The 26266-nt window shown below is 62.9% G+C and carries 21 protein-coding genes; 20 read left to right on the top strand and 1 reads right to left on the bottom strand.

Annotation, left to right across the window (positions count from 1 at the left end; all coding sequences use genetic code 11):
- Positions 1-87: 87 nt before the first annotated feature.
- The 4 genes from ADN01_RS13165 to ADN01_RS13150 all read left to right on the top strand — a co-directional run bounded on the left by ADN01_RS13165 (position 88) and on the right by ADN01_RS13150 (position 2372).
- Complete coding sequence (locus ADN01_RS13165) at positions 88-1275, top strand: tungsten cofactor oxidoreductase radical SAM maturase (protein WP_062417348.1); 1188 nt, start codon at positions 88-90, stop codon at positions 1273-1275.
- Positions 1276-1285: 10 nt separating this feature from the next.
- Positions 1286-1525: a MoaD/ThiS family protein gene (locus tag ADN01_RS13160; protein ID WP_062417349.1), complete on the top strand. Its 240-nt coding sequence runs from the start codon at positions 1286-1288 to the stop codon at positions 1523-1525.
- Positions 1526-1531: 6 nt separating this feature from the next.
- The gene (locus tag ADN01_RS13155) at positions 1532-1924 is read left to right on the top strand and encodes a MoaD/ThiS family protein (protein WP_062417350.1); all 393 of its coding nucleotides are present in this window, start codon (positions 1532-1534) and stop codon (positions 1922-1924) included.
- A gap of 61 nt (positions 1925-1985) precedes the next feature.
- Positions 1986-2372, top strand: coding sequence for an ArsR/SmtB family transcription factor (locus ADN01_RS13150; RefSeq protein ID WP_201778685.1), 387 nt, complete (start codon positions 1986-1988; stop codon positions 2370-2372).
- Positions 2373-2390: 18 nt separating this feature from the next.
- Here the strand turns inward: ADN01_RS13150 and ADN01_RS13145 are convergent, their stop codons facing one another.
- Positions 2391-3830 (bottom strand): SH3 domain-containing protein, encoded by a 1440-nt coding sequence (locus ADN01_RS13145; protein WP_075071195.1) that lies wholly within the window; start codon positions 3828-3830, stop codon positions 2391-2393.
- Between the two features lie 376 nt (positions 3831-4206).
- Here ADN01_RS13145 and dnaG point away from each other — a divergent pair, with 376 nt between their 5' ends.
- The 16 genes from dnaG to ADN01_RS13065 all read left to right on the top strand — a co-directional run bounded on the left by dnaG (position 4207) and on the right by ADN01_RS13065 (position 26264).
- Positions 4207-6126: a DNA primase gene (gene dnaG / locus ADN01_RS13140; protein WP_062417353.1), complete on the top strand. Its 1920-nt coding sequence runs from the start codon at positions 4207-4209 to the stop codon at positions 6124-6126.
- A 33-nt stretch (positions 6127-6159) separates the two neighbouring features.
- Entirely contained in the window at positions 6160-7794 is a 1635-nt protein-coding gene (locus ADN01_RS20255; RefSeq protein WP_062417354.1) for a sigma-70 family RNA polymerase sigma factor, read from the top strand.
- 359 nt (positions 7795-8153) lie between these two features.
- Positions 8154-13208 carry a clostripain-related cysteine peptidase gene (locus ADN01_RS13130; protein WP_062417355.1) on the top strand — a complete coding sequence of 1685 codons (5055 nt, stop codon included), beginning with the start codon at positions 8154-8156 and terminating at the stop codon, positions 13206-13208.
- Between the two features lie 174 nt (positions 13209-13382).
- Entirely contained in the window at positions 13383-13739 is a 357-nt protein-coding gene (locus ADN01_RS13125; protein WP_062417356.1) for an NADH-quinone oxidoreductase subunit A, read from the top strand.
- The gene (locus ADN01_RS13120) at positions 13730-14212 is read left to right on the top strand and encodes an NADH-quinone oxidoreductase subunit B (protein WP_062417357.1); all 483 of its coding nucleotides are present in this window, start codon (positions 13730-13732) and stop codon (positions 14210-14212) included. Before ADN01_RS13125 ends, ADN01_RS13120 begins: the two co-directional genes overlap by 10 nt.
- A 45-nt stretch (positions 14213-14257) precedes the next feature.
- On the top strand, positions 14258-14770 hold the full coding sequence (locus ADN01_RS13115; RefSeq protein WP_062417358.1) for an NADH-quinone oxidoreductase subunit C: 513 nt from the start codon (positions 14258-14260) through the stop codon (positions 14768-14770).
- 90 nt (positions 14771-14860) lie between these two features.
- On the top strand, positions 14861-16015 hold the full coding sequence (gene nuoD / locus ADN01_RS13110) for an NADH dehydrogenase (quinone) subunit D (protein ID WP_369425844.1): 1155 nt from the start codon (positions 14861-14863) through the stop codon (positions 16013-16015).
- Positions 16012-16521 (top strand): NADH-quinone oxidoreductase subunit NuoE family protein, encoded by a 510-nt coding sequence (locus ADN01_RS13105; RefSeq protein WP_082142650.1) that lies wholly within the window; start codon positions 16012-16014, stop codon positions 16519-16521. The genes nuoD and ADN01_RS13105 overlap by 4 nt, the downstream gene beginning before the upstream one ends.
- Positions 16522-16523: 2 nt before the next feature.
- Positions 16524-17768: an NADH-quinone oxidoreductase subunit NuoF gene (nuoF, locus tag ADN01_RS13100; RefSeq protein WP_075071194.1), complete on the top strand. Its 1245-nt coding sequence runs from the start codon at positions 16524-16526 to the stop codon at positions 17766-17768.
- Between the two features lie 53 nt (positions 17769-17821).
- Complete coding sequence (gene nuoG, locus ADN01_RS13095) at positions 17822-20329, top strand: NADH-quinone oxidoreductase subunit NuoG (RefSeq protein WP_062417360.1); 2508 nt, start codon at positions 17822-17824, stop codon at positions 20327-20329.
- A gap of 7 nt (positions 20330-20336) precedes the next feature.
- Positions 20337-21347: an NADH-quinone oxidoreductase subunit NuoH gene (nuoH, locus tag ADN01_RS13090; protein ID WP_062417361.1), complete on the top strand. Its 1011-nt coding sequence runs from the start codon at positions 20337-20339 to the stop codon at positions 21345-21347.
- Positions 21348-21350: 3 nt separating this feature from the next.
- Positions 21351-21842: an NADH-quinone oxidoreductase subunit NuoI gene (gene nuoI / locus ADN01_RS19920; protein ID WP_062417362.1), complete on the top strand. Its 492-nt coding sequence runs from the start codon at positions 21351-21353 to the stop codon at positions 21840-21842.
- A gap of 14 nt (positions 21843-21856) precedes the next feature.
- Complete coding sequence (locus ADN01_RS13080; RefSeq protein ID WP_062417363.1) at positions 21857-22408, top strand: NADH-quinone oxidoreductase subunit J family protein; 552 nt, start codon at positions 21857-21859, stop codon at positions 22406-22408.
- A gap of 4 nt (positions 22409-22412) precedes the next feature.
- Positions 22413-22712, top strand: coding sequence for an NADH-quinone oxidoreductase subunit NuoK (nuoK, locus tag ADN01_RS13075; RefSeq protein WP_062417364.1), 300 nt, complete (start codon positions 22413-22415; stop codon positions 22710-22712).
- A 47-nt stretch (positions 22713-22759) separates the two neighbouring features.
- Positions 22760-24748 (top strand): NADH-quinone oxidoreductase subunit L, encoded by a 1989-nt coding sequence (gene nuoL, locus ADN01_RS13070; protein WP_062417365.1) that lies wholly within the window; start codon positions 22760-22762, stop codon positions 24746-24748.
- A 25-nt stretch (positions 24749-24773) separates the two neighbouring features.
- Positions 24774-26264, top strand: coding sequence for a complex I subunit 4 family protein (locus ADN01_RS13065; RefSeq protein WP_062417381.1), 1491 nt, complete (start codon positions 24774-24776; stop codon positions 26262-26264).
- The last annotated feature ends 2 nt before the right edge of the window (positions 26265-26266 follow it).

Below are 26266 nucleotides of genomic sequence, written 5' to 3'. Positions count from 1 at the left end.
CTGCTGTATACCCTCCGGGAAAGGAGAGGGGCGCACCAGCCCCTCTCCTTTCCACGCGCATTTTACCGGTAGACTCAGGAGCGCTCCATGCCCAAATTGACCCCCGATGAACACGGCCGTTTTCACCTTCCAGCGGATTTTCTCAACCGCCGCCGCCTGGAGCCTCAGGCTGAATACTGGCTGGATGAGCGCGACGGCGATCTCATCCTGCACCCTCGCCGCCCAGATGTCCGCAAGCTGTATATCGAAGTCACCACCGCCTGCAATCTCAACTGCCAGACCTGCATCCGCCATTCCTGGGTGGATCCCAGCGCACACATGAAGCGCGACACCTTCGAGCGCATTTTGGCGGACCTGCCCGCTTTCCCCGCTCTCGATCAGGTGGTGCTGACCAGCTTTGGCGAACCTCTGGTGCACCCGCGCATTCTGGAGATCATCGAAAAGCTGCGCGAGCGCAATTTGATGGTCACTTTGGGGACCAACGGGCTGCTGCTGGACGACCGCATCGCCCGCGAATTGGTGCGGCTGGGGGTCAGCCAGGTGGTGGTTTCCATTGACGGCATCCAGCCGGACACCTATGCGGATGTGCGCGGGGCGCAGCTGGCCGAGGTGCTGGAAAATATTCAGCGCCTGAACGAAGCCAAGCGTCAGGCCGGGGCGGTTCAGCCCACACTGGGGGTCGAATTTGTGGCCATGAAAAGCAATGTGGCCGAGCTGGACAGCCTGGCCGAGTTGGCCGGACGGCTGGGGGTGGCGCGCGCGGTGGTTTCCAACGTGCTGCCCTACACGGCGGAGATGAACCAGGAAAAGCTCTACGGCTATGAACCCATCGCGCCGCTCAAATCCGGCGGGTGGCCGGTGCGTTCGGACGCCTGGATGAAATGGGGCATCACCGAGCTGCCGCGCATGCACTGGGGGGGCGAGCCCCACTGCCGCTTTGTCCACGATTATTCCATCGTCATCGGCTGGGATGGGGGCGTTTCGCCCTGCTATGCCCTGTCGCACAGCTATCACTACTACACCATTGACGGCATCGAAAAAGAGGTGCGCCGCCACACCTTCGGCAATGTGCACCAGTCGTCTCTGGCGGATATTTGGATGAGCGAGGAGTACACCCGCTACCGCAGCGCCGTGCGTGCCTTTCATTTCCCCTCCTGCCCCGACTGCGACCTGCGCGAGACCTGCGATCTGCGCCTGGAAAACAATGCCTGTTGGGGGCCGAACCCCTCCTGCGCCGACTGTCTGTGGGCGCAGGATATTGTCCGCTGTCCGTGAGGCCTGAACTGTGCAAGTTTATGTGCGCCTGTTCGCTACCTTACGCCGCTTCGTGCCCGAAGCCAAAATCGGCGTGACCCTCTCGCTGGAGCTGCCCGAAGGGGCGCGGGTGCGCGACGTCATGGCCCATTACCGCCTGCCGGAAGACGAGGTCAAGCTGGCCTATGTCAACGGCATTTATCAAGAGCCGGATTTTGTCCTGCACGATCAAGATGAAATTGGGCTGTTTCCACCCGTTGGAGGAGGCTAACCCAGTATGAAACTGGATGTGTGGTTGTATGGGGTGCTGCGTAAATATGGGACGGATCCCAGCCAGATCGGCTTTGCCCGGGTCAATGCTGAATTGCCCGCGGGAGCCAGTATGGGCGACCTGCTAGCGATGCTGCACCTGCCCACGCAGGAGCGCGGCATCACCTTTGTTAATGGGAATCTCTCGGCCCTGCCGGGTTTCCAGCCGGATCTGGGACATGTCTTTGAAGACGGCGACCGCGTGGCCTTGTTTGATCTCAAATCCATGTGGCCTTTCCAATACCGCAACGGGGCGGCCATGACCGAGGCCATGCGTCAGGCTGTGGCTGAAAACCCGGAAAGCCTGCTGCATCACCAGCATGGGGATGAAGACTCGCGGGGCGAAGATCAGGAACAATAACCGCTTTTGGGGTTAATAAGCTCACTAGAGAAACACGCCCAAACGCGCTATAACCCTTGTAATGACCACCGTTCAGGGGCTGCGCATGGAATCATCCGTTTTTTCTTCAGAGGACATCAACCAGTTTGCCCGCGAGCTGAAAGCTATCAGCGAGCCAAACCGGCTGCTGCTGCTGGAAAAGATCATCGAGGGGGTACAGTCGAACCACGACCTGGGAGAAGCGCTGCAAATTGCGCCCAATTTGATCTCGCACCATTTGGGAGTGCTGCGTGAAGCCGGTTTGGTGACGGTGGAACGCGACGCGCACGATGCGCGCTGGGTGTACTATTCACCCAACCCGGAGGCGCTGGAGAATTTGCGTCAGGCCTTTGGGGCTTTTTGCGACCCGCAGCGCATCCAGCCGCGCTGTCCCATGGGCGGGCCGCAGGCCGAAGACGGCCCGGATTAGGTCGCACCCCGCCGCGCGTTACGGCTGCTTCACGGGAACCAGCCAATAGTCCTGATCGTCCCCTTCCGCGGTCCAACCCACCAGCCCGCTGCCGTCGGCCTGCACCTTCCACCACAGCCAATTCCCCGCGCACACCGGCCCTTCCAACAGCACCATGCCGTCCCCTGGGGCAATCTCCCCGATGATCTTGGAACCCAGGCTGGGTTCAGAGCGCACGCGGTTGGGCAGGGGCGGTTCGTCCTTCACCACGGCGCGCCCGCCCACCTGCAGGCGGGTGGGTTTGGCCGGTTTGCAGGATGGGCCAGGCCGTTCGCGCGGCAAGGGCGTGGGGGTGGCGGGCTGCTTGGGGCCGGTGGAGATGACGGCTTCCAACTGGCCGCTCTGAACGTTCACGCGGTACAGCTCGGCTTCTGTGCGGTTCTCCAGCCACAGCGCACCGGCGGCGTACTGCACGCTTTCCATGCCGTCGCGAATCTGCACCGTGCGCTGAAGATCCCCGCGGGCGGCGTCCAATTGCACCAGTTTCCCGCTGCGCAGCACCACCCACAGCGAGCCGTCCACGGCCAGCAGATCCAGGGGGTTATCGTTCTCCTGCGCGCCCACGGGCAGCAGGCGCACCATGCGGCCGGTGAGGGGGTCCAATTCATACACAAAGCGCGAGCGCGGGTCCATGGAAAGCGCCCACAGCCCCAGCGGGCCGCGCGCCATGCGGGCGAACTGGTGTACCGCCGCGGGTGAATCCACCGCGGAGGGCAGGGTGATCAGCTGGCCGTTGGTCAAATCCACGCGCTGCAGCTGGGTGTGCACGCTGAACCATTCCAGAGTCCATAAAAAGGGGTCTTCGATCAGAATCTGCATGGGCACCGAATAGCGCCGCGAATAGCCCATCTCCTGGCCGGTGGCAGCATCCAAACGCAGCAGGCCGCCCGGCAGGCTGTAATCCGGCTCATCCGGGGCGCGCGTGCCGGTGAGCGGCTCGGCCACCCCCACCCACACCACCCCGCGGCCCACCGCCAGGCTGACGGCGCTGCCCTGCGCCACGGGGAAGCGACCGATCACATCTGGGCGGCCGGGATCCATGCGCACCACATGGCTGCGCTCCTGCCAGCCCTGTTCCAGCGCCCAAACGCTGCCCTCGCCCGCCGCCACCAGGGCGGGGACGCCGTTCAATTCCACCACGCCGTCCACCTGATTGCTGGCGGGGTCCACGCGCAGGACGGTCATTTCAGCTTCGTTCACCGTCCACACCCAGGACTGCGGGTCGGCTGTGGGGGCCGGGGTGGGGCTTTCCTGGGGCTGTGGGGGGAGGCTGTTTGGCGGCTGGGTGACGGGTCTGGTTTGGGCAGGGGGCGCGGTGGGCGCGTCCTCCGGCCAGGGGACGCTGGGGACGCAGCTGGCCGCCAGCAGGCAGGCCGCCAGGGAGAGGATCAGGGTTTGGAGGGGGGATTGTTTGGGCATACGACCATTGTACACAAAGCCCGCGGTGCGATCAATTTTCTAGATGACCTAGATTAAACCTTAAATCTAATCATCCGCAGATTTCGCAGATTTCGCAGATAAAACCAATAACCTAATCATCCGCAGATTACGCAGATGACGCAGATGAAACCTTAAACCTATTGATCCGCAGATTACGCAGATGACGCATATAAAACCGTAAATCTATTGATCCGCAGATTACGCAGATTTCGCAGATGAAACCATAAATCTATTGATCCGCAGATGGTGGGGAGAACACTCTTTTAGAGCAGGGAGCGCGCACGACGTTTGGGGCTTGCATGTCCGGCAGCGCGAGTCTATAATTCCCAAGGCGCTCTCTGGAGGGGCGCTGCGCATGACGGCTGTGGACGAGATCAAAGCGCGTTTGGATATCGTGGACCTGGTCTCCGAATCGGTGAAGCTGCGCCGGTCTGGCAAGAGCTACACCGGCTTCTGCCCCTTCCATCCAAACACGCGCACCCCTGCCTTTGTGGTCTTCCCCGATTCAGGCACCTGGCGCTGCTTCGGCCAGTGCAACGAGGGCGGCGACATCTTCAAATACGTTATGAAGAAAGAGGGCTGGGATTTCAGCCAGGCCCTTGAATTTCTGGCTCAGCGCGCGGGCGTCACCCTCGAAGCGCGCACCCCCGAACGCGAAGCCGCCGATGAGCAGAACGACCGCCTGCGCGATCTGCTGGAGCAGACCGCCGCATTTTTCAACCACCACCTGCTGCACAGCGACGCCGGGCGCCCCGCCCTGGACTATTTACATAAGCGCGGGCTGACCGACGAGACCATCCAGACCTTTGGGCTGGGCTACGCCCCCGCCAGTTGGGACGCCGCCCGCCAGCATTTCATGGCCCTGGGCTTCAGCCAGGCCGAGATGCTGCAGGCCGGCCTGCTGAGCGAATCGCCCGACACCGGTCGGGTGTACGACCGCTTCCGCAACCGCGTGACCTTCCCCATTCGCGATTCGCGCGGGCGCATGACCGGCTTCGGCGCGCGCATTTTGGACCCCAACGACATCCCCAAATTCCTCAATTCGCCGCAAACGCCCCTGTTTGACAAGGGCAGCCTGCTCTACGCCCTCGACCTGGCCCGCAAAGACATCCGCGTCAAGGATCAGGCGGTGATTGTGGAAGGCTATCTGGATGTCATCGCCCTGCACCAGGCGGGTTTCCGCAACACCGTCTCCCCCATGGGCACGGCCCTGAGCGAGGCTCAGCTGCACCTGCTCAAACGCCTCACCCGCCGCATCGTCCTGGCCTTGGATGCCGACGCCGCCGGTGAAAAAGCCACCCTGCGCGGGCTGGAGATTGCCCGTCAGGCTCTGGATCACGAAACCGAGCTGGTTTTTGATGCCCGCGGGCTGATCCGGCAGGAGGCTCGCCTCAGCGCGGATGTGCGCGTCACGCGCCTGCCCCCCGGCATGGACCCGGATGAGGTGGTGCTGCGCAACCCGGCGGAGTGGCAGGCCATTTTGGATGCGGCTCAGCCCATTGTGGTGCACGTGATGGATACCCTGGCCGCTGGCCGCGATCTGGACGACGCCAAAGTCAAGAGCGAAATTGCTGCCCAGGTGCTGCCCCTGGTGGAGGACGTGCCCGATATGGTGGAACGCGAGGCTTACCGCCAGCGCCTGGCGCGCCTGCTGCGTGTGGACGAGCGTTCCCTGCTGGGCGGGCGGCCTGCTGCGCGTCCAGCCCCCTCTGGCCGCCGCCGCAAGTCCTCCCCGGCCCAAAGCGCCCGCCCGCAGACCCCCGTGCTGCTGCCCACCTCGGCCCTGCGCGCCCAGGAGTTGGAACATCATATCCTGCGCCTGCTGATGCGCCAGCCCGAAACCCTGTTCCTGCTCAACCGCCACCTGCATGCCTCCAAGCTGCCCCCCCTGGCCCCCGAAGATTTTGAGCGCGGCGATTTTCAGACCCTTTCGCGCCTGCTGCTGCAAGGGGTGGAGCAGGATCAAATGGACGCCCATCACTATGTGCGCGAACACGCGCCGGAGAGCCTGGGCGAAACCCTGGAGGATATGCTCCGCCCGCTGCCCTTTGGAGAACCCACCGCCGAAGAGTGTCTGGAAGACCTGGCCCGCTCGCTGCTCAGCCTGCGCCTGGTGCGCATCAACAGCGCCATTGATCAAATTCAGCTCATGCAGCGCGATCTGGAAGAGCAGGGCGACGACAGCCTGCGCACCTATTACGCCATTGTGGTGCAGTATCACCGCACCCGCCAACTGCTGGACAGCGCCCTGCAAAAGCCAATCCAGCCCGATTAAATCCTTTACAAAGTGTTATGGTATAGTTAAGCCATGCCGCGAAAACGAACCGCTTCCGAAACTCCCCCTACCCCTGCGAAGCCCGGCCAGCGCAAAAAAGCGCCCGCCGCCGGTCAGGCCCGCCGCCCAGCACGCGCCGGTGCAAAAGCCGCCGCCAAGCCAAAAACCGCCCTGGGTGACGAAGAGATTCTGGAAAAAGAAGAGCCCGATGAGCAGTCTCTGGCCCAAACCAGCGAAGATTGGGCCGAAGTGGGGTTGGAAGACCCGTTAAACATTCTGGAAGACCCCAATCTGGCGGTGGAACTGTCTGAGGACCCCGTCCGCCTCTATTTAAAAGAGATCGGGCAGATCAACCTGCTGGACGCCGACAGCGAATTCCGCCTGGCCACGCGCATTGAGGCTGAACAGGTGCTCATCGTACTGCGCAAGCGCGTGCAGCCCACGGCTGGCGTGGCGGGGCACTACCTGAGCGTATATACGGCCGTGGTGGAAGAGCTTTTGGCCAGTTGGACGGCTGCCCAGGAGGCTATGATTCAATCGCGGCAGGATCTGCCGGATTTAAGCCTGATGCTTTCCGAAGCGCAGATGCTGCGCCGCCAATGGCACAGCGAGACGCCTTCGTACCTGCGCCACTTTTTGGATAACGGCCAATGGGGCAAAGACGCCGCCTGGGAAACCCTGGTGCGGCTGCTCTTCGCGGTGTTTATTCACCTGTACCTGTTCCCCACCTATAAGGCCGCTGAGCTGCTCAGCTACCTGCAAAAGGAAGGCACTTTGCCGGATCTGGCCTTCTTTGAGGCCAATCCGCCCACCGAATCGCAGATTGAAATTGACCTGGAAGAAATCCGCTGGCGGGCCGAAGAAGCCAACCAGACCCTCATCCGCGCCAATCTGCGCCTGGTGGTCAGCATCGCCAAACGCTACCTGGGGCGCGGCATCTCTTTCCTGGATCTGATCCAGGAGGGCAATTTGGGGCTGCTGCGCGCGGTGACCAAGTTTGACCCCACCCGCGGTTTCAAGTTCAGCACCTACGCCACCTGGTGGATTCGCCAATCCATCAGCCGCTACATCGCCGAACAGGCGCGCACCATCCGCATCCCTGTGCACCTCTTTGAGGCCATCACGCGCCTGCTGCGCGTGCAGCGCTCGATGGTGCAGGGGTTGGGGCGCGAGCCTACCCAGGAAGAGCTGGCCGTCGAAGCCGGTATGCTTTCGGATGCGGACACGGCCGAGGTCATGCGCAGCCGCGCTGAGGGGCTGCCGCTGGATCCTGAGCTGCAGCGCCGCCTCACCTGGGCTTCTGCCAAGGTGCAGCGCATTTTGCAGTCGGCGGAGGAGCCGGTTTCGCTGGAGCGCCCTGTGGGTGACGAAGACAGCAGCCAGCTGAGCGATTTCATTGAAGATGACGACGCCCTGGAACCGATGGACGCCGCCGCCCGCGAGATGCTGCGTGAACAGGTGCAAAACGCCCTGGCGGCCCTTTCGGAGCGCGAGCGCCAGGTGTTGGAGCTGCGCTTTGGGCTGATTGACGGCAAGGATCACACTCTGGAAGAGGTCAGCCGCTATTTCAACGTGACCCGCGAGCGCATCCGCCAGATTGAGGCCAAGGCCCTGCGCAAGCTGCGCCACCCCACCCGCAGCCGGCATCTGCGCGAATATTTGATCTGATTTTGTCCTCTCAAAGCCGCACTTCACCGAGAGTGCGGCTTTTTTATCGCCTGCGGTGGGTCAATTTGCAGATTTGTAATGTTGGCTTGCACTTAGCGGGCATACAATTAAAGATGGTTGGGCGGGCGCGGGAATGAAATGGGCGCGGGAATGTAATGGGCGCGGGAATGTAATGGGCGCGTCTCAGACGCGCCCCTACGACGCGCCCCTACGACGTGCGCCTACGACGTGCCCCTACGACGCCTGACGGCGGTTTGCAATGACAAATGGCTATGATTTGCAGCACCCACCTTGGATACCCCGCGCCCAACGCGCGCGATATGATCAGCTTGATCATTCTATCTAACCTGTGAGGGGTCATGAAAACTTCCCTGCTGCGTAAAGCCGTGCTCTTTGGAGCTCTGGCCGCCCTGCTTTTCTCTACCATCAACGTATCCGCCCAGCCGCAGCCCGCGGCAGGCCCAGCGCAAGCCGCCTTGCCCACCTGGGTGCTGGAGATGGATCTGCCCATCCCGCAGGCCGAAGCCGAGGAGCGCGGCGGGGCTGAGGCCGCCCGCCAGATGCTCTACGACCTGGCCGCCGAGCGCGCGGACGGTTTCGCGGCCTCTCTGGCCGTCAGCAGCCCGCGTGAAACTGCGGAAGGCTGGGAATATACCCTGCGCATGGAAGGGCAGAGCGATTTCGAGGCCCTGCGCCAATTGCTTTACGCCCAACTGGGCAGCGAGTTTGACTTCTTGGGCGGGCCGATTGACCTGAGCCTGGCGCTGCCCGAAGGCAGCGTGCGCCGGGTGGAGTTGCTGTTGGAAAGCCGCCCCACCACCGGCTACGCCTGGGATCTGACCGCCAGCGCGCAGGAAAGCTGGGCTTTGCGCCAGCCGCCGCAGAACGCCTACCGCAGCGGCTCGCTGGGCGCGCCCGCCGTGAGCACCCTTTCCATTAAGGCAGCTGGGTTTGGCGGCCGCCCGCTGAGCTTGCAGTACCGCCGTTCTTTCGAAGCCCAAAACGCCACCCGCCGCCTGTGGATCGAGGCCGCGGCCTTGCCCGAAACCCTCAACCTGACCAGCCCGCTGCCCGCCCCCGATTTCTCCGTGCCTCCGCTGACCGCGCCGGCCGCGAAACCTTCGGTTGAAGCCCAGGACGGGGACAGCATCCGGTCCCTTCCCGCCTCTTTCGATTGGCGCACCCAGGGGGTGGTCACCGCTGTGCGTAACCAGGGCGGCTGCGGCAGCTGCTGGGCCTTTGGCACTGTTGGACCGTTGGAATCAGCCCTGCTGATCCATGAAAACCTCACCACCGATCTTTCTGAGCAGTACCTGGTATCCTGCAACCAGAGCGGTTGGAGCTGCAGCGGCGGCTGGTGGGCGCATGACTATCACATGGATACCTACGGGGCCAACAGCAACCCCCCCGGCGCGGTGTTGGAATCGGCCAAGCCCTACACCGCCACCAACGGCACCTGCGGCGCGGTGTATAACCACCCCTATACGCTTTACAGTTGGAACGAAGTGGATCCCTATGCCTATATCCCTTCGGTCGAAAAGATCAAGCAGGCCATTTATGAATACGGTCCCATCAGCGCCAGTGTGTGCGCCGAGGGCTTTGGCGGCTATTCTAACGGCGTGTTTGACACCAATTACACCTGTTACAACAGCAGCGGGCAGGAGGTGGCTGTTAACCACGGCATCGTCCTGGTGGGCTGGGAAGACGCCACCCAAAGCTGGATTTTACGCAACTCCTGGGGCACCACCTGGGGCGACAGCGGCTACATGCGCATCCGCTGGGGGGTGAACAACGTCGGCTACGGCGCGGCCTACATCCTCTATGAGGAGCCTCCCGCTCCCAGTAATGACGATTTCGACTCGCCGGAGCTGATCCAGAGCTTCCCCTACACCCACACCCAGACCGTGGACAGCGCCTCCACCGCCGCCGACGACCCCATCATGGCCTACGGCATCAAAGGCTACAAGACCCTCTGGTTCCGCTACACCCCCAGCCAGGACGGCACCCTCACCGTGGACACTCAGGGCAGCAATTATGACACCATGCTGGGGGTGTGGACGGGCAGCCGTGGCAGTTTGACCCTGCGGGCGTTTAATGATGACATCACTTCGGGCTCCAACCTACAGTCGCGTGTGGAACTGGCCGTCACCGCAGACACCCCCTACCAGATTGAGGTCGCCAATTACAGCGATGCCGGCGGTTCGCTGACCCTTAACGCCAGCTTTGTGCCCGCTGGGGCTCCTTGTTACACCCTGAGCGCCAGCGCCAACCCCGCCCTGGGCGGCAGCGTGCAGGCCAACCCCGCCCCCAACTGCGGCAGCAAATACACCGAGGGCACCGTGGTGACCCTCAGCGCCAGCCCGGCGGACGGCTACACCTTCACCAGCTGGGGCGGCGACGCCAGCGGCACGGAGGCCACCGCCAGCGTGACCATGAACGCCGCGCGCACGGTGAGCGCCCAATTCACCGCCGAACCCGCCGCCCCCAAGGACTGGACCTTCATGGTCTTCCTGGACGGCGACAACAACCTGGAGCCTTACGCCATCGCGGACTTTTTGGAGATGTCAGCGGTGGGTTCCAACGCCGATCTTAACATCGTGGTGCAGATGGACCGTATCAGCGGTTACGACACCACCTACGGCAACTGGACCGACACGCGCCGTTTCTACGTCACCCCCGGCATGACCCCCCTGGCCGCCAACGGCACCAGTTTGGGCGAGGTGAACATGGGCAGCCCCGAGGCGCTGACCGATTTTATCTCCTGGGCGGTCACTAATTACCCCGCAGAACATTACGCCGTGGTGCTGTGGGATCACGGCGACGGCTGGCTGCAGGCTTCTCCCGAAGTGGTGCTCAAATCCATTCTGAGCGACTCCACCGACGGCGACCATCTGCAAATGCCGGAGCTGCGCCAGGTGCTTTCGGCCGCGGCGGCTCAAATCGGGCATCCCATAGATCTGCTGGGCTTTGACGCCTGCTTGATGGCCATGACCGAAGTGGATAACCAGATCATCCCCTACGCTTCGGTGCGCGTGGGCTCAGAGAAAACCGAACCCGGCAACGGCTGGCCCTACACCCCCATCCTCAGCGCCATCACCAGCAACCCGGCCATCACCGCCGCTGCTTTGGGAACCCAGATTGCGGAGAGTTACTACACCTCCTACTTGAATTCCGAAACCCAGGCGGCGGTGGACCTGGGTGCGCCCTACACCGCCCTGAACACCGCCACGCACAACCTGGCCCAGGCGCTCATCACGGCCGCGCCCGACCACGCCGGGGAGATCATGGAAGCCCGTCTGGCCGCCCTGGAATTTGACCTGGACGGTTACATTGACCTCTACGATTTCGCCGCCCAGGTGCAGGCTAAGGTGACGGACACGGCGGTGCAAAACGCCGCCCAGGCCGTGCAGACGGCCGTCAGCGCGGCGGTCATTCACAACCGCGCCCAATACGCCGCGGCGCACGGAATCAGCATTTTCTTCCCCGTCCGCGAAACCTCGTCCATCATCCATTACGACGGCTCGGCGGGTATCTTGCAGTTCACCGCCAACACCGCCTGGGATGAATGGCTGCACACCTTCTACGACACCCCTCTGCCGGCCCCGGCCAACGACCTGCCGGCCAACGCCGCGGTCTTCACCACCCTGCCCTACACGGCCAACCAGGTCACCTACGGGGCGGGGGTTGAAGATTCCGGCGCCGCCAACGACAATACCATCCCCATTTCGGCCACCGTCTGGTACAAATTCACCGCCTACGCCAGCGGAACCACCACCGTCCACACCAGCGGCAGTGATTACGACACCGTTCTGGCTTTGTTCCGCATGGAAAATGACAGCCTGGTGAAAATAGGTGAGAATGACGACGTCAGCAGCAGCGACCCCACCTCGCGCATCTCCTTCCAGGCCGCGGCCGGCAGCACCTATTACTTCCGCATCGGCGCGTACGGCCTGAATGGGGTGGGCGGTGCGCTGAAATTCAGCGCGAGCGGCCCGGCCTTGGAATGTTACACCCTCACCACCAGCGTTCAGCCGCTGGAGGGCGGGCAGGTGCAGGTCAGCCCTGAGCCCAATTGCCCTATTGCAGGCAAATATCTGAAGAACACCACCCTCACCCTCACCGCCGTGCCCGCGGAGGATTACCGCTTTGGCGGCTGGAGCGGCACGTATCAGTCCCTTAACAACCCCTTCCAGGTGATTTTGAACAGCGACGCCGCCGTGACGGCCGCCTTTGGCCTGCCTCCGGATAACGACACCCCTGCGGGGGCGGTGCTGCTGGAAACGCCGGGCGGGATTCGCGAATCGCGCTTTGTGCAGTCGGTGGATTTTGCCACGGCTGACCCGGGCGACCCCACCTACACCATCCAGAAGAAACCATTCCAGGGCTACCGCACCGTCTGGTATCAGATTTCACCTTTCGCCAGCGGGACGCTGAAGGTGAATACCTTCGGCAGCGACTACGACACGGTTTTGGGGGTGTGGACGCGCACCGCGGACCAATGGACGCGGGTGGCATGGAATGACAACCGCCCCAACCAGAAGAAGAATTCTTCGGTGAGCCTGACGGTGAACCCGGGCACGACCTACTATGTGGAAATTGCCGCCAAGAGCGACACCGCCAAGAACCTGGTGGTCAGCACCAAATTCACGCCGCGCAAGGCCTCCAACAACCTCATCGCCTACGGCCGCCTGGTGCGCGACAGCCTGACGGGAACGGATTTCCAGCGCAGTGACGACGTGTACGCCGCCACCACCAGCCTGCTCGACCCGGTTTTCCCCGGTATCGGCCAGGGCCAGCGCAGCGTGTGGTACCGCTTTACCCCACTGCGCAGCGGCACGCTGACCGTCAGCACGGAGGGCAGCCAGTATGATACCCTGTTGGGGGTGTGGTACGGCTCGCGCAGCGCCCCGCAGCTGGTGGCCTGGGATGACAACGGCGGCGCGGAGGGCACTTCCCGCCTGTCGGTGGATCTGGTCGGCCGCGTCACGTATTATATCGAAGTGGCCGCCGCCCCTGGCGCGCTGGGCTCGAATCTGAACTTCCAACTCCAGTTTGCGCCCGCCGCGGCGCTGACCGAGAACCATTACGAAGCCGACCTGGGGAACCTGACCACCCTGGGGCTGTGGGAGGACAGCGGGGCTTTGCTGACCTCTTCGGCCCCGCGCGCCAGCGCCGGGTTGAATTTTGAGGGCCGCCAGATCCGCCTGGCCTACAGCCGCCTGCCCCTGGGGCTGGGCAAGCTGCGCGTCAAGGTGGACGGCGTGACCCTGACCACCCTGAATCAATCCAGTTCGCTGGTGCAGGAGGACGGCCTGGTATGGACCAGCAAGCTGCTCAAAGCCGGGGAGCACACCCTCACCCTGGAAAGCGTCAGCGGTGAGGTTAACCTGGATTGGATCGAGGTGCTGCCGTAGCGGGCTGAGGCAGCGCAAAAATGAGCGTAAGGGCGAGGTACTACCTCGCCCTTACGGGGTTAATCCGCGAAATTTATTCATGATTCCATTTCCCTTGTATGTGAAAATTGCCACCAATCTGGACATGTGATATACTCATTACACACAAATAAGACCTATCCGGTAAGGATTCCTATGATCGAACATTATCTCCCCCTGTTTGTCATCTTGGGCCTGGCGGTCTTCGTCGGGGTTTTGGTGGTCGTCTTAGGGACCATTTTCGGCCCCAAACGCCCCACCGAACGCAAATCCTCCCCCTATGAATCCGGCATGGTTCCCTACGGCCCCGGCCGCCGCCGCATGTCTGTGCGCTACTACCTGGTGGCGGTGCTCTTCATCCTGTTCGATATTGAGGTCATCTTTGTCTTACCCTGGGCGGTCACCTTCCGCGACCTGGGCATGCCCGGCCTGTGGCTGATGATCGTCTTCCTGCTGGTTTTAGAGGTAGCCTACGTGTACGCCTGGAAGAAAGGAGCGCTCGAATGGGAATAGAGCAAAAAGCCGGAAACATGGGCGTGGTCACCGCCCGCCTGGAAGATGTGATCAACTGGTCCCGCACCAATTCCATGTGGCCGATGCTGTTTGGGCTGGCCTGCTGCGCCATCGAGATGATGGCTGCACAGGCCGCTAATTATGATATGAGCCGCTTCGGCATGGAGCTGATGCGCGCCAGCCCGCGCCAATCCGACCTGATGATTGTGGCCGGGCGCGTCAGCCGCAAGATGGCCCCCGTGCTGCGCCAGCTCTACGACCAGATGCCCTCGCCCAAATGGGTCATCGCCATGGGCGACTGCGCTTCCTGCGGCGGTGTGTTCAACAATTACGCCGTGGTGCAGGGGGTGGACGAAATTGTGCCGGTGGATGTGTACGTGGCCGGCTGCCCGCCGCGCCCCGAAGGCCTGATTCACGGGGTGATGACCCTGCACGAAAAGATCAAACAAGAAAAGCTCAAAACCTGGGCTTAATACCCCTGCCTGCACCCTTCTCCCGATCGAAGATGGATGATGCCGATGAACGAAAATCTCCAAGCTGCTGTTGATGCGATTCAGGCCGAGTTCGGCGCCAGTCTGCAAACCTTTCGCGGCGAGCACACCCTGATCCTCGCCCGCGAACAGATCGCGGCTGCTGCCCAGGCCCTGCGCGACCGCTTCCAATTTGAGATGCTGGTGGATGTGACCGCGGTGGATTATTGGCCCCAAGAAGAACCGCGCTTCCACGTCATTTACCAGTTCAACTCCGTCAGCCACCACGGCCTGCTGCGCGTGCGTGTGCCCCTTTCGGCGGCAGAACCGAAAGTGCCCACGCTGGAGGGCGTGTACCCCGGCGCCAACTGGTATGAGCGCGAGGTGTGGGACATGTTCGGGATCCAATTTGAGGGGCATTCCGATCTGCGCCGCATCATCATGCCCTACGACTGGGTGGGCCACCCCCTGCGCAAAGATTACCCCCTGGGCTATGAAGAAGTCCAGTTTACCTTTAATTTTGACGACATCAGCCTGCGCAAGCCGCACCCCAAAGAATAGGCTGGAGGAGCGTTCATGACCGAAATCCGCGAAGTCAGTGTGGATGAACTCCGCCATCTGGTATCCGACCGCGCCCGCAGCGGCGAGACCATGCTGCTCAACATGGGCCCGCAGCACCCCAGCACCCACGGTGTGCTGCGTTTGCTGTTGGAGCTGGACGGCGAAACGGTGGTCAGCTGTATTCCCGACATTGGATTCCTGCACACCGGTGTGGAAAAGAACATGGAATCCAAGAATTACCAGCAGGCTGAGGTGATGACAGACCGGTTGGATTACCTCAACCCCATCGGCAACAACCTGGTGTACAGCCTGGCGGTGGAGAAGCTGCTGGATCTGGACGTGCCGGAGCGCGCCCAGGTGATCCGTGTGATCCTGGCCGAGCTGACCCGCATCAACTCGCACCTGGTGTGGGTGGGCACTTCGGCTCTGGATCTGGGGGCCATGTCCCTCTTCCTGTACGCCATGCGCGAGCGCGAGCTGATTCTGGACATCTTTGAGATGTGCGCGGGCCAGCGCATGATGACCACCTACGTGCGGCCGGGCGGTTTGTGGCGGGATGTGCCGGTGGAATTTGAGGCCGCTGTGCGCGATTTTCTGGCCCTCATGCCCGCCCGGTTGGACGAATACGAGCGCCTGCTGAACAATAACCCCCTCTTCCTGGAACGCACCAGCCAGATTGGGATCATCTCGAAAGAGGACTGCCTGCGCTATGCCGCTACCGGCCCGGTGCTGCGCGCCGCCGGCATGGCCTATGACCTGCGCAAAGCCCGCCCCTACAGCGGCTATGAGACCTACGATTTCGACATCCCCACCGAGACCGCCGGGGATGTGCGCGCGCGCTACCTGGTGCGCATGGCCGAGATGCGCCAGTCCCTGCGTATCATTCAGCAGGGCATGGACCGCCTGCCCTACGGGCCGGTGCGCTCCAACAACCGCAAATACGTGCCCCCACCGCGCTCTGAGATCGGCGTCAGCATGGAAGCCCTCATCCACCACTTCAAGTTGTGGACGGAAGGCTTTTCGGCCCCGCAGGGGTCGGTGTACGCCACCATTGAATCGCCCCGCGGCGAGCTGGGCGTGTTCTTAGAAAGCGACGGCGGCCCCAAGCCCTACCGGGTGCACTTCCGCACCCCCACCTTCCCCAACCTGCAAATTATGCCGCTGCTCAGCCGCGGTCATTTTGTGGCGGACGTGGTGGCGATCATTGGTTCCATTGATATTGTTCTGGGAGATGCTGACCGGTGAACGAGCTGCTGAGCAAATACCCCCAAGAAGTCCAGCGCATCCTGGCGCGCTACCCGGCTGAGCGTAAACGCTCGGCGGTTATGCCGCTCCTCTTCCTGGCGCAGGCCGAGAAGAACTACATCACCCCGCAGGCCATCGCGGAAATCGCCGAAATTGCGGAGGTTTCTGCCACCGAGGTGGCTTCGGTGGCTGGTTTTTACACCCTCTTCCACGAAGAGCCGGGCGGGCGTTACCGCATTCAGGTGTGCACCGATTTGCCCTGTGTGCTGCGCGGCGCAGACCGTTTTTTGCAGGAACTGAAGGCCTACCTGGGCATTGAGGTCGGCCAGACTACCGCTGACGGCATGTTCAGCCTGGAAGAGGTCAAGTGCCTGGCGGCCTGCCACCGCGCGCCCATGTTCCAGCTGCAAGGGGATGGGCAAATCACCTACCACGAAGACCAAACCCTCGAAACCGTGCGCGCCCTGGTGGAAGAGCTGCGCGCGCGGGCTGGAAAGGAGGCCTAGGCATGGGTCAATATCTCCTCCTGCGCCACCGAGAAATACCCAACCTGCACCAATTGGACGTGTACCGCGCCCACGGCGGTTTTGAGGCTTTCCGCAAAGCCGTCACCAGCATGACCCCCGCGGATGTGCTGGCGGCGGTCAAAAATTCGGGCCTGCGCGGGCGCGGCGGTGCGGGCTTCCCCACCGGCATGAAATGGGCTTTTCTGCCCAACGACCGCTGGCCGCATTACGTGGTGGCCAACGCGGACGAATCCGAACCGGGCACGTTTAAAGACCGCGAGCTGCTGGAATCCAACCCTTACCAGTTCCTGGAAGGGCTGATGCTGGCTTCTTACGCGGTGCAGGCCAACCAATCTTACGTGTACCTGCGCGGCGAATTCTGGGCGCTGGCCCAAAAGCTGGACGGCTGTATCGCCGAGCTGGAAAAGGCCGGGCTGCTGGGCGAAAACCTCTTCGGCACGGCCTACCACCTGCGCCTGGCCACCCACCTGGGGGCCGGAGCCTATATCTGCGGTGAAGAAACCGCCCTGCTGGAATCGCTGGAAGGCAAGCTGGGTCAGCCGCGGCTGCGCCCGCCCTTCCCCGCCACCCACGGCCTGTACAACAGCCCCACCGTGGTCAACAACGTGGAAACCCTGGCGAATGTGCCCCTGATTGTGGAACACGGCCCGGATTGGTACCGCTCCTTCGGCACCGAGAAAAGCCCCGGGGTCAAGATCTTCTCGCTGTCGGGCTGCGTGAACAAGCCGGGCAACTATGAGCTGCCCCTGGGCACGCCCTTCCGTGAGCTGATCTTCCAGCACGGCGGCGGCATCCCCAACGGCGGCCAGGTGAAGGCCTTCATGTCCGCCGGGGCTTCGTCCACCATCGTGGCCGCGGATGACGCCGCCCTGGACACGCCCATGGATTACGAATCCACGCAGAACAATCTTAACGCCCCCCTGGGTTCGGCCTCGGTCATCATCCTGGATGACACCGTGAACATGGCCGACCTGGTGCAGAAGACGGTGCATTTCTTCAAGCACGAATCCTGCGGAAAATGCACCCCCTGCCGCGAAGGAACCTTCTGGATGAACCGCCTGGCCACCCGCATCGCCGCGGGGCAGGGCAGCGAAAAGGATGTGGATCTGCTGGCGGCGGTTGCCCGTCAGATGCAAGGCAAATGCCTGTGCGCCCTGGGTGAATTTTCCACCATGGCGGTCGTTTCTGGCATCGAGAAATTCCGCGAGGATTTTCTGCACAAATAAAGCCCACCGCGCGCCCACCGGCGCTGACCGGAGCGCGAAGGAGTTGAGAATTAATGGCGAAAATGGTAACGCTCAGCATAGATGATCAGACCGTAACCGTCCCCGCCGGAACGCTGGTGGTGGATGCGGCCAAGAAGATTGGCAACGACATCCCCGTGTTCTGCTACCATCCTAAGATGGAACCGGTGGGCATGTGCCGCATGTGCCTGGTGGAAATCGGCCGCCCGGTGATGGACCGCGCCAGCGGACAGCCCGTGCTGGAGCCGGACGGCAAGCCCCGCATCCAGTTTGCCCCCAAGCTGGAGACGGCCTGCACCACCCCCGTTTCGGAGGGCATGGTGGTTCTCACCGAAAACCAAAAGGTGACCGCGGCCCGCAAAGAGGTGTTGGAATTTCTGCTCACCTCGCACCCCCTGGACTGCCCCATCTGCGACAAGGGCGGCGAATGTCCGCTGCAAAACCTGACCCTGGCCCACGGCCCCGGCGAAAGCCGCTTCCTCTTTGACGAGAAAATGCGCCAGCAGAAGCATGTGCCCCTGGGCGAGCTGATCTTCCTCGACCGCGAACGCTGCATCCAATGCGCGCGCTGCGTGCGCTTCCAAAGCGACATCGCCGCCGACCCTGTGTTGGGCTTCAGCCAGCGCGGGCGCTCGCTGGAGATCATGACCCATTCTGAGCCGGGCTTTGATTCGATCTTCTCCGGCAACACCACCGACATCTGCCCGGTGGGCGCGCTGACCACCGCCGATTTCCGCTTTGGCGCCCGCCCCTGGGAACTGAAATCCGCCGCCTCGCTGTGCAACCACTGCCCGGTGGGCTGCAACCTGACCTACAACGTACGCCGCGAGGCCCGTTCGGACGGCAAGTCCGTCATCAAGCGCGCCCTGCCGCGCCAAAACGAGGCCGTCAACGAGATTTGGATCTGCGACAAGGCCCGCTTTGTGTATCACTACACCGAAAGCCCCGAACGCCTTTCCACGCCCCTGGTGCGCAGGAACGGCGAGCTGACCCCCGCCTCGTGGGACGAAGCCCTGGAGGCCGCTGCCCAGGGTCTGCGCAGCGCCGGTGAAAAGCTGGTGGTGCTGGCGGGCGGGCGGCTGAGCAACGAAGACCTGTTCAACCTGCACGCCCTGGCCGCCGCACGCAAAGGCCGCGCCGTGCTGTACAGCGATATGGCCGGCGGCGACCTGACCGCTCAAGTGGGCCTGGCCCCCGGCAGCAACCTGGCCGATCTGGGCGCGGGTTCGGTGGTGCTGGTGGCCGCCAGCGATCTGCACGAAGAGGCCCCCCTGTGGTGGCTGCGCATCAAGCAGGCCGCCCAGCGCGGAGCGCGGCTGATCACCCTGGGCGCCCGCCCGACCCGGCTGGAGGCATTTGCCAGCCTGCGCCTGCGCGCCGATTACGGCCAGCAAGCCCAGGCCCTGGCCAGCCTGCTGGAACCGGCTGGGCTGGAAGGGGATTTCCGCGAGGCCGCCGAAGCCCTGCGCAGCGCCGAAAATGTGGTCATTTTCTTCGGCAGCGACGGGGTTGAACTGGCCGAATCCGAGGCTTTGGCCCGCGCCGCCGCCGATTTGCTGGTGCACACCGGCCACACCGCCCGCCCCAACAACGGGCTGGTGGGGGTTTGGCCGCACGGCAACACCCAGGGCGCCTGGGACATGGGCTTCCACCCGCAGGCCCCCGCCGAACTGGCGCACAGCCTGGCGGGCGCGGGCGGGGTGCTTTTGGCTGGGGCCGACCCGGCGGGCGACGACCCCGCGCTGGCGGCTGCCCTGGAGCAGGCCGGGTTTGTGGTGGTGCAGGAGCTGTTCCTGACGGAAAGCGCGCGCCGGGCTGATGTGGTGCTGCCCGCCGCGGCTTATACCGAGCGCGAAGGCACCTACACCTCCGGCGAACGGCGCGTGCAGCGCTTTTACCCCGTCACCCCGCCGCGCGCCAATGCCCGCCCCGATTTCGTCATCGCCGCCCAGTTGGGCACGGGTCTGCTGACGGATGTGGAAGGCCGCGCCGCCGCCCTGGTGATGCAGCGCATCGCCGCTCAGATCCCCGCCTACGCCGCGATCAGCTACCAGCGCCTGGCCGAAACCCAGGAGCAGTGGCCCATCATCGGGCGCAAAGACCTGTATTACGGCGGCACGTCGTATGAGAATACCCAGGGGTTGGGCGTGTCTCTGCCCCTGCCGGAGATGGTGAGCCTGCCCGCGCCCAAGGCTTACGCGCCCGCGCCGGTCCCTGCCGGGGCTTTGCGCCTGGTGCGCTTCAGCCGCCTGTACGACCACGGCAGCCTGGTGCGGCATTCCCCGCTGATCGGTCAGCGCCTGGCGGCCCGCGCCGTCTGGCTGCACCCCAGCCTGCTGGTGCAGTTGGGCGTTCAGCCCGGCGAGGAAGTGGAAATAACCGCCGGGGATGAGATCCTGCGGCTGCCCGCGGCGGCGGATGAAAACCTGCCGCTGAATGCGGCTGGCCTGCCGCGCAGCGCGGGTTTCCCCACCCCCAATGTGCCGTGGGTGGTCGTGCGTGTACCGGCGCCTGTCCCCAGCGGGCAGGCTAACAAGGAGTGAGGTGCGCATGGATGCTGCATTAATCTGGGAATGGGTCATCAAGTCCCTTTTCATCATCCTCTTCATGACCGCGGGCTTCGCCTACGTCACCCTGCTGGAACGGCGCGTGCTGGCGCGCATGCAGGTGCGCATCGGCCCCAACCGCGCCGGGCCGTTTGGCCTGCTGCAGCCGGTGGCAGACGGGGTTAAGCTGATCTTCAAAGAGGAATTGATCCCGGCCTACGCCGACAAATTTGTCTTCGTCCTTGCGCCGGTGCTCACCGTCATCCCCGCGCTGATCATCACCGCCGTGGTCCCCTGGGGGCCGCAGGTGATGCTCTTTGGGCGGCCTGTGCCCCTGTATCTGGTGGACCTTAACATCGGCGTGCTCTACATCGTGGCCGTCACCTCCATCTCCGTGTACGGCATCGCCCTGGCGGGGTGGTCTTCCAACAACAAATACGCCACGATGGGCGGTCTGCGCGCCACAGCGCAGATGATCAGCTACGAATTGGCCCTGGGTCTGGCCATGCTGGCGCCGGTGATGATGGCCGGCTCGATGAGCATGGTGGACGTGGTGGAAAGTCAGCGCACCCTGCCCTTCATCGTCCTCCAGCCGGTGGCCTTTCTGATTTACTTCATGTCCTCCCTGGCGGAGATCAACCGCGCCCCCTTTGATATGCCCGAAGCCGAGCAGGAGCTGACCGCCGGGTATCACACCGAATATTCCGGCATGAAGTTCGCCCTGTTCTTCATGGCTGAATACATCAAGATGATCGCCGTGGCCATGATCGGCTCCACCCTCTTCCTGGGGGGCTATGCCTGGCCGCTGCCGCCCGAATGGTTGGGGGGCTTTGCCGGGCCGATCAACCTGTTGGCCAAGGTATTGGTGTGGCTGTTTGTCATCATCTGGCTGCGCGCCACCCTGCCGCGCATCCGCTACGACCGGCTGATGTTCTACGGCTGGAAGGTGCTCTTCCCGGTCGCCCTGGTCAACATTGTGATCACAGCCGTTGTGATTGTATTGGTAGGAGGTTAAGCGATGATCGAAGGACTGTGGACCACGCTGAAAGCCTTTTTCAGCAAGCCGGTGACGATCTCATACCCTGAAGAGAAGCGCCCCGTGCGCGTGCGCTTTAAGGGACGCCACACGCTGAAGCGCTATGACAACGGGCTGGAAAAATGCATCGGCTGCGCCCTGTGCGCTGCCGCCTGCCCCGCGGACGCCATTTTTGTGGAAGCCGCCGAAAACACGGATGCGGCGCGCTATTCCCCGGGTGAGCGCTACGCCAGCACCTATGAAATCAATATGCTGCGCTGCATCTTCTGCGGCTTTTGCGAAGACGCCTGCCCCACCGAAGCCATTGTGCTGGGGGATAACTACGAGCTGTCTTTTGTGGACCGCGCCGCCTCCATTTACACCAAAGATCTGCTTCTGGAGCCGGTGGCGGAAGGCGGCCAACTGACCCCCCAAGAGACCCCGCCGGGTGTGTTCACCCGTTCGGTGCCGGCCATGCAAGACCCCAGCGACTAAAAGGAAGGAATCCCATGCTGCCTGGCGAAATCCTCTTTGGTTTTATCGGCCTGGTGGTGGTGATCACCGCGGTGGGGATGGTCATCAGCCGCAACGCCATCTACTCGGCCCTCTTCCTGGTGAGCAATTTCACCACCGTGGCCCTGCTGTATCTGATTTTGGGCGCACCGTTCATCGCTGTGGTGCAGATCTCGGTGTATGCCGGTTCCATCATGGTGCTGTTCCTGTTCGTGATCATGCTCTTGGGCGCAGAACGCCTGGCCGCCAAAGAAAAGCTGCAAGGTCAGCGCCTGCTGGCCGTCATCCTGGGCGTGGTTTTCCTGGTGGAATTGGGCCTGTTCGGGGTGTGGAAAGCCGGGTACATGACTACCCCCGTGCCCCCCGCTGCGGCTACCGCGGGCGCGCCCGAAGCCGTGGGCATGGCCCTCTTCACCCAATACGCCCTGCCTTTTGAAGTCACCGGCTTCATCCTGCTGGTGGCCACCGTCGGCGCCATCCTGCTGACCCGCGGCGATAAGCCCGCCAGCAAAGACCTGATCACCGCTGTGAGCGAGAAGGAGGGCTAAAACCATGCCGTTGGGTTACTACCTGGCTTTGTCGGCTGTCATGTTCGTCATCGGCATTGTGGGCGTGCTGGTGCGCCGCAACGCCCTGATCGTCTTCATGTCCTTGGAATTGATGTTTAACGCCGCGAACCTGCTGTTTGTCACCTTTGCCGCCTATTACGGCACCATCATCGGCCAGATTTCAGTCTTCTTCGTGATGACCGTGGCCGCGGCGGAGGTGGCGGTGGGGCTGGCGCTGATGGTGGCTATTTTCCGCACCAAGCACAGCATTGATGTGGACCAGATGAGCAGCCTGAAAGGCTGATCCAACTGCACCCGCTGCGGCGGGTGTCTTGGACACGGGAGAGGAACATGCTTCTGAGTGAAACCCTTCAAAACCCTGCCGTAAGTCTGGTGCCCTGGGTGGTCTTCCTGCCGTTGATCGGTTTGGTGATCAACCTGGTGCTGGGCCAGCGTCTCGGTGAAAAATTTGTCGGTGCGGTGGCCAGCCTGGCTGCCCTGGCGGCCTTTGGGGTGGCGGTGGTGCTGGCTGTCACCCTGGCGGGCGAGCCGGGGGTGGGAAAATTCCACCTGCTGGATTGGATTCAGGTGGGCGGGCTGAACCTGGGGTGGGATTTCCGCGTGGACACCCTGTCGGTGACGATGATGCTGGTGGTGGCGGGCGTCGGCTCCCTCATCCACATCTACGCCACGGCTTACATGCACAGCGATGTGCGCCACAACGGCGACCCCAGCCGTTACCGCCGCTTCTTCGTCTATTTCAACCTCTTTATCCTCGCCATGATGATCCTGGTCAGCGCCGACAGCTACCTGATGCTGTTTGTGGGCTGGGAAGGCGTGGGCTTATGCTCTTATCTGTTGATTGGCTTCTGGTTTGAAAAAGGCGCGGACGGCACCGCCAACGCCAAGGCGGCTAAAAAGGCCTTTGTGGTCAACCGCGTGGGCGATTTCGGCCTGCTGCTGGCCATGTTCCTGCTCTTCTGGAACTTCAAATCGCTCAGCTTTGACGAAATCTTCGCCCAGGCCCCGGCCCTGGCGCAGGCGGCCCCCGGCGTGGTGCTGGCCGTGACCCTCTTCATGCTGCTGGGCGTGGCGGGCAAATCGGCGCAGCTGCCCCTGTTTGTGTGGCTGCCCGATGCGATGGCCGGCCCCACCCCCGTCTCGGCCCTCATCCATGCCGCCACCATGGTCACCGCGGGTGTGTATCTGGTGGCTCGTTCCAGTCCGCTGTATCTGGAAGTGCCGGCGGCGCAGCAGGCGGTGATGTGGGTGGGTGCGCTGACAGCCCTCTTCGCCGCCACCATCGCCGTGGCGCAAAATGACATCAAGAAGGTGCTGGCCTATTCCACCATCAGCCAACTGGGCTTCATGGTGGCCGCGGTGGGCATGACGGCCTATGTGGCGGGCATGTTCCACCTCATCACCCACGCCTTCTTCAAGGCGCTGCTCTTCCTCTCGGCGGGTTCCGTCATCCTCGGCCTGGAACACGGCCATGCCCACTCCCACAACGGGCACAATGGGCACGAGGAAGACCATTTCGACCCGCAGGACATGCGCAACATGGGCGGGCTGCAGGGGCGCATGAAGACCACCTTCTGGGTGTATCTGATCGGCGCGCTGGCCCTGGCGGGGATTGCCCCGCTCTCGGGCTTCTTCTCCAAGGATGAAATTCTGGCTGCTGCCCTGCACACCTCTCCGGCGATCTTTGCCCTGCTGATCGCGGCCGCCTTCCTGACTGCCTTTTACATGGGCCGTCAGGTGTTCCTGGTGTTTTTTGGCCGCCCGCGCAGCACCGCTGCCGAACATGCCGTCGAAAGCCCGGCCCTCATCACCGTGCCGCTTATCCTGCTGGCGCTGCTCTCGGCCTTGGGCGGCGCGCTCAACCTGCCTAAGATTTACACCCTGGAACACTGGCTGGAACATTCCCTCCAGCACAGCCTGGTGGTGGAATTTAACCTGACCGTGGCGGTTGGCTCGGTGCTGCTGGCGCTGACGGCTATCGCCCTGGCCTGGTGGCTGTACGGCAAACGGCAGATGCGCGCCAGCGACCCCGATCCCCTGGCGGCGCCGCTGGGCGGCCTGTTCCGCGCCCTGCAAAACAAATGGTGGGTGGATGAACTCTATCAAGCCGTTATTGTGCGCCCCTACCACGCCCTGGCGAGCTGGCTTTCGGGTCCGGTGGACAGCACCGGCATTGACGGCATTGCCAACGGTTTGGGGCAGTTGACCCATTGGGCGGCGGGCAGCCTGCGCCGCATTCAAACTGGTTATGTGCGCACCTACGTTCTGGTGGTTCTCTTTGGCGTGGTGCTCATGCTGGCCTTCCTGGCGTTCAACTAGGCCGCGGGAGAGCGAACCGATGACTATGGTTTTGAATCCAATCCTTTTGATGACCTTTTTCCCGCTGGTGGGGGCTGCCGTCATTTTGTTCTTCAAATCGGAGCAAAAATCGGCCATCCGCTGGACCGCTCTGATCACCAGCCTGGTGACCTTTGGGCTGTCGCTGTGGGTGCTGGCCGCATACGGCCGCCAGGACGTGGGCATTCACCGCCTGTGGTTCCGCATCGCCGGTCTGCCCATCCACTTCCACATGGCCGTGGACGGCCTCAACATCCTCATGGTGCTGCTGACCACCTTCCTGACCCCGCTGGCTGTGCTTTCCACCTGGAAAGCGGTGGAAGAACGGGTCAAAGGCTTCATGATCTTCTTCCTGCTGCTGGAAGTGGGCATGCTGGGCGTGTTCCTGGCGCTGGATCTGGTGCTGTTCTACATCTTCTGGGAATTCACCCTCATCCCCATGTACTTCCTCATCGGCCTGTGGGGCGGCGAACGGCGCATCTACGCCGCCGTCAAGTTCTTCCTGTTCACCATGGCCGGATCGGTGATCATGCTGCTGGCCATCCTGTACCTGGGGTGGAACGCCAAGACCTTTGATCTGCCGGCCCTGCTGGCCGCTCGCGACAGCTTCGCCGCCGCGCAGATCCCGCTGTTTGCGGCCTTTGCCCTGGCCTTCGCCATCAAAGTGCCCATGTGGCCGCTGCATACCTGGCTGCCCGATGCGCATGTGGAAGCGCCCACCGCCGGTTCGGTCATTTTGGCGGGCGTGCTGCTGAAGATGGGCGCATACGGTTTCCTGCGCTTCAATTTGCTGCTCTTCCCCCAGGCCAGCCTGCAGTTGGCTCCCTGGATGGCGGGGCTGGCTGTGATCGGCATCCTCTACGGCGCGGCGGTGGCGTACACCCAAAAGGATGTCAAAAAGCTGGTGGCCTATTCCTCGGTCAGCCATCTGGGCTTCGTCATGCTGGGCATCTTCGCCCTGAACGCTGAAGGCCTGAGCGGGGCCATTTTGCAGATGGTGAACCACGGTCTGAGCACCGGCGCGCTGTTCCTGATGGTGGGCTTCCTCTACGAGCGCCGCCACACCCGCCTGATGGAGTCCTTTGGCGGCCTGTGGAAGAGCGTCCCCGTTCTGGCGGCCCTGGCCCTCATCGTCAGCCTGTCCTCGATGGGCCTGCCGGGTCTGAACGGCTTCGTGGGCGAGTTCACCATTCTGACGGGGGCCTTTGGCTCGGCGGCGTTGGGCAGCCCCTGGTTTGCGGGTCTGTCCACCCTAGGCGTCATCCTGGCAGCGGTCTACCTGCTGCACATGATGGAAAAGGTCTTCCTCGGCCCCATCACCCACGCGGAAAACCGCAGCCTGCCCGATCTCAGCCCGCGCGAACTGGCGGTGATCCTGCCGCTGCTGGTGGTGATTTTCTGGATTGGCCTGTATCCTAAGCCCTTCTTTGGGCTGATCGAACCCGGCGTCGCCCAGATCCTCGCGGCGGTTCAATCTGCGGCCCTGGCGCTGCATTAACG

The organism is Levilinea saccharolytica, assembly GCF_001306035.1.
Lineage (GTDB): Bacteria > Chloroflexota > Anaerolineae > Anaerolineales > Anaerolineaceae > Levilinea > Levilinea saccharolytica.
Note: the sequence above shows the minus strand (reverse complement) of the source record. Positions and strands in the feature narration are given on the sequence as shown.

Coding starts and splice junctions, on each gene's coding strand:
- ADN01_RS13165 (WP_062417348.1), top strand. CDS start 88: ATGCCCAAATTGACCCCCGATGAACACGGCCGTTTTCACCTTCCAGCG.
- ADN01_RS13155 (WP_062417350.1), top strand. CDS start 1,532: ATGAAACTGGATGTGTGGTTGTATGGGGTGCTGCGTAAATATGGGACG.
- ADN01_RS13150 (WP_201778685.1), top strand. CDS start 1,986: ATGACCACCGTTCAGGGGCTGCGCATGGAATCATCCGTTTTTTCTTCA.
- ADN01_RS13145 (WP_075071195.1), bottom strand. CDS start 3,830: ATGCCCAAACAATCCCCCCTCCAAACCCTGATCCTCTCCCTGGCGGCC.
- dnaG (WP_062417353.1), top strand. CDS start 4,207: ATGACGGCTGTGGACGAGATCAAAGCGCGTTTGGATATCGTGGACCTG.
- ADN01_RS20255 (WP_062417354.1), top strand. CDS start 6,160: ATGCCGCGAAAACGAACCGCTTCCGAAACTCCCCCTACCCCTGCGAAG.
- ADN01_RS13130 (WP_062417355.1), top strand. CDS start 8,154: ATGAAAACTTCCCTGCTGCGTAAAGCCGTGCTCTTTGGAGCTCTGGCC.
- ADN01_RS13125 (WP_062417356.1), top strand. CDS start 13,383: ATGATCGAACATTATCTCCCCCTGTTTGTCATCTTGGGCCTGGCGGTC.
- ADN01_RS13120 (WP_062417357.1), top strand. CDS start 13,730: ATGGGAATAGAGCAAAAAGCCGGAAACATGGGCGTGGTCACCGCCCGC.
- ADN01_RS13115 (WP_062417358.1), top strand. CDS start 14,258: ATGAACGAAAATCTCCAAGCTGCTGTTGATGCGATTCAGGCCGAGTTC.
- nuoD (WP_369425844.1), top strand. CDS start 14,861: ATGCTGCTCAACATGGGCCCGCAGCACCCCAGCACCCACGGTGTGCTG.
- nuoF (WP_075071194.1), top strand. CDS start 16,524: ATGGGTCAATATCTCCTCCTGCGCCACCGAGAAATACCCAACCTGCAC.
- nuoG (WP_062417360.1), top strand. CDS start 17,822: ATGGCGAAAATGGTAACGCTCAGCATAGATGATCAGACCGTAACCGTC.
- nuoH (WP_062417361.1), top strand. CDS start 20,337: ATGGATGCTGCATTAATCTGGGAATGGGTCATCAAGTCCCTTTTCATC.
- nuoI (WP_062417362.1), top strand. CDS start 21,351: ATGATCGAAGGACTGTGGACCACGCTGAAAGCCTTTTTCAGCAAGCCG.
- ADN01_RS13080 (WP_062417363.1), top strand. CDS start 21,857: ATGCTGCCTGGCGAAATCCTCTTTGGTTTTATCGGCCTGGTGGTGGTG.
- nuoK (WP_062417364.1), top strand. CDS start 22,413: ATGCCGTTGGGTTACTACCTGGCTTTGTCGGCTGTCATGTTCGTCATC.
- nuoL (WP_062417365.1), top strand. CDS start 22,760: ATGCTTCTGAGTGAAACCCTTCAAAACCCTGCCGTAAGTCTGGTGCCC.
- ADN01_RS13065 (WP_062417381.1), top strand. CDS start 24,774: ATGGTTTTGAATCCAATCCTTTTGATGACCTTTTTCCCGCTGGTGGGG.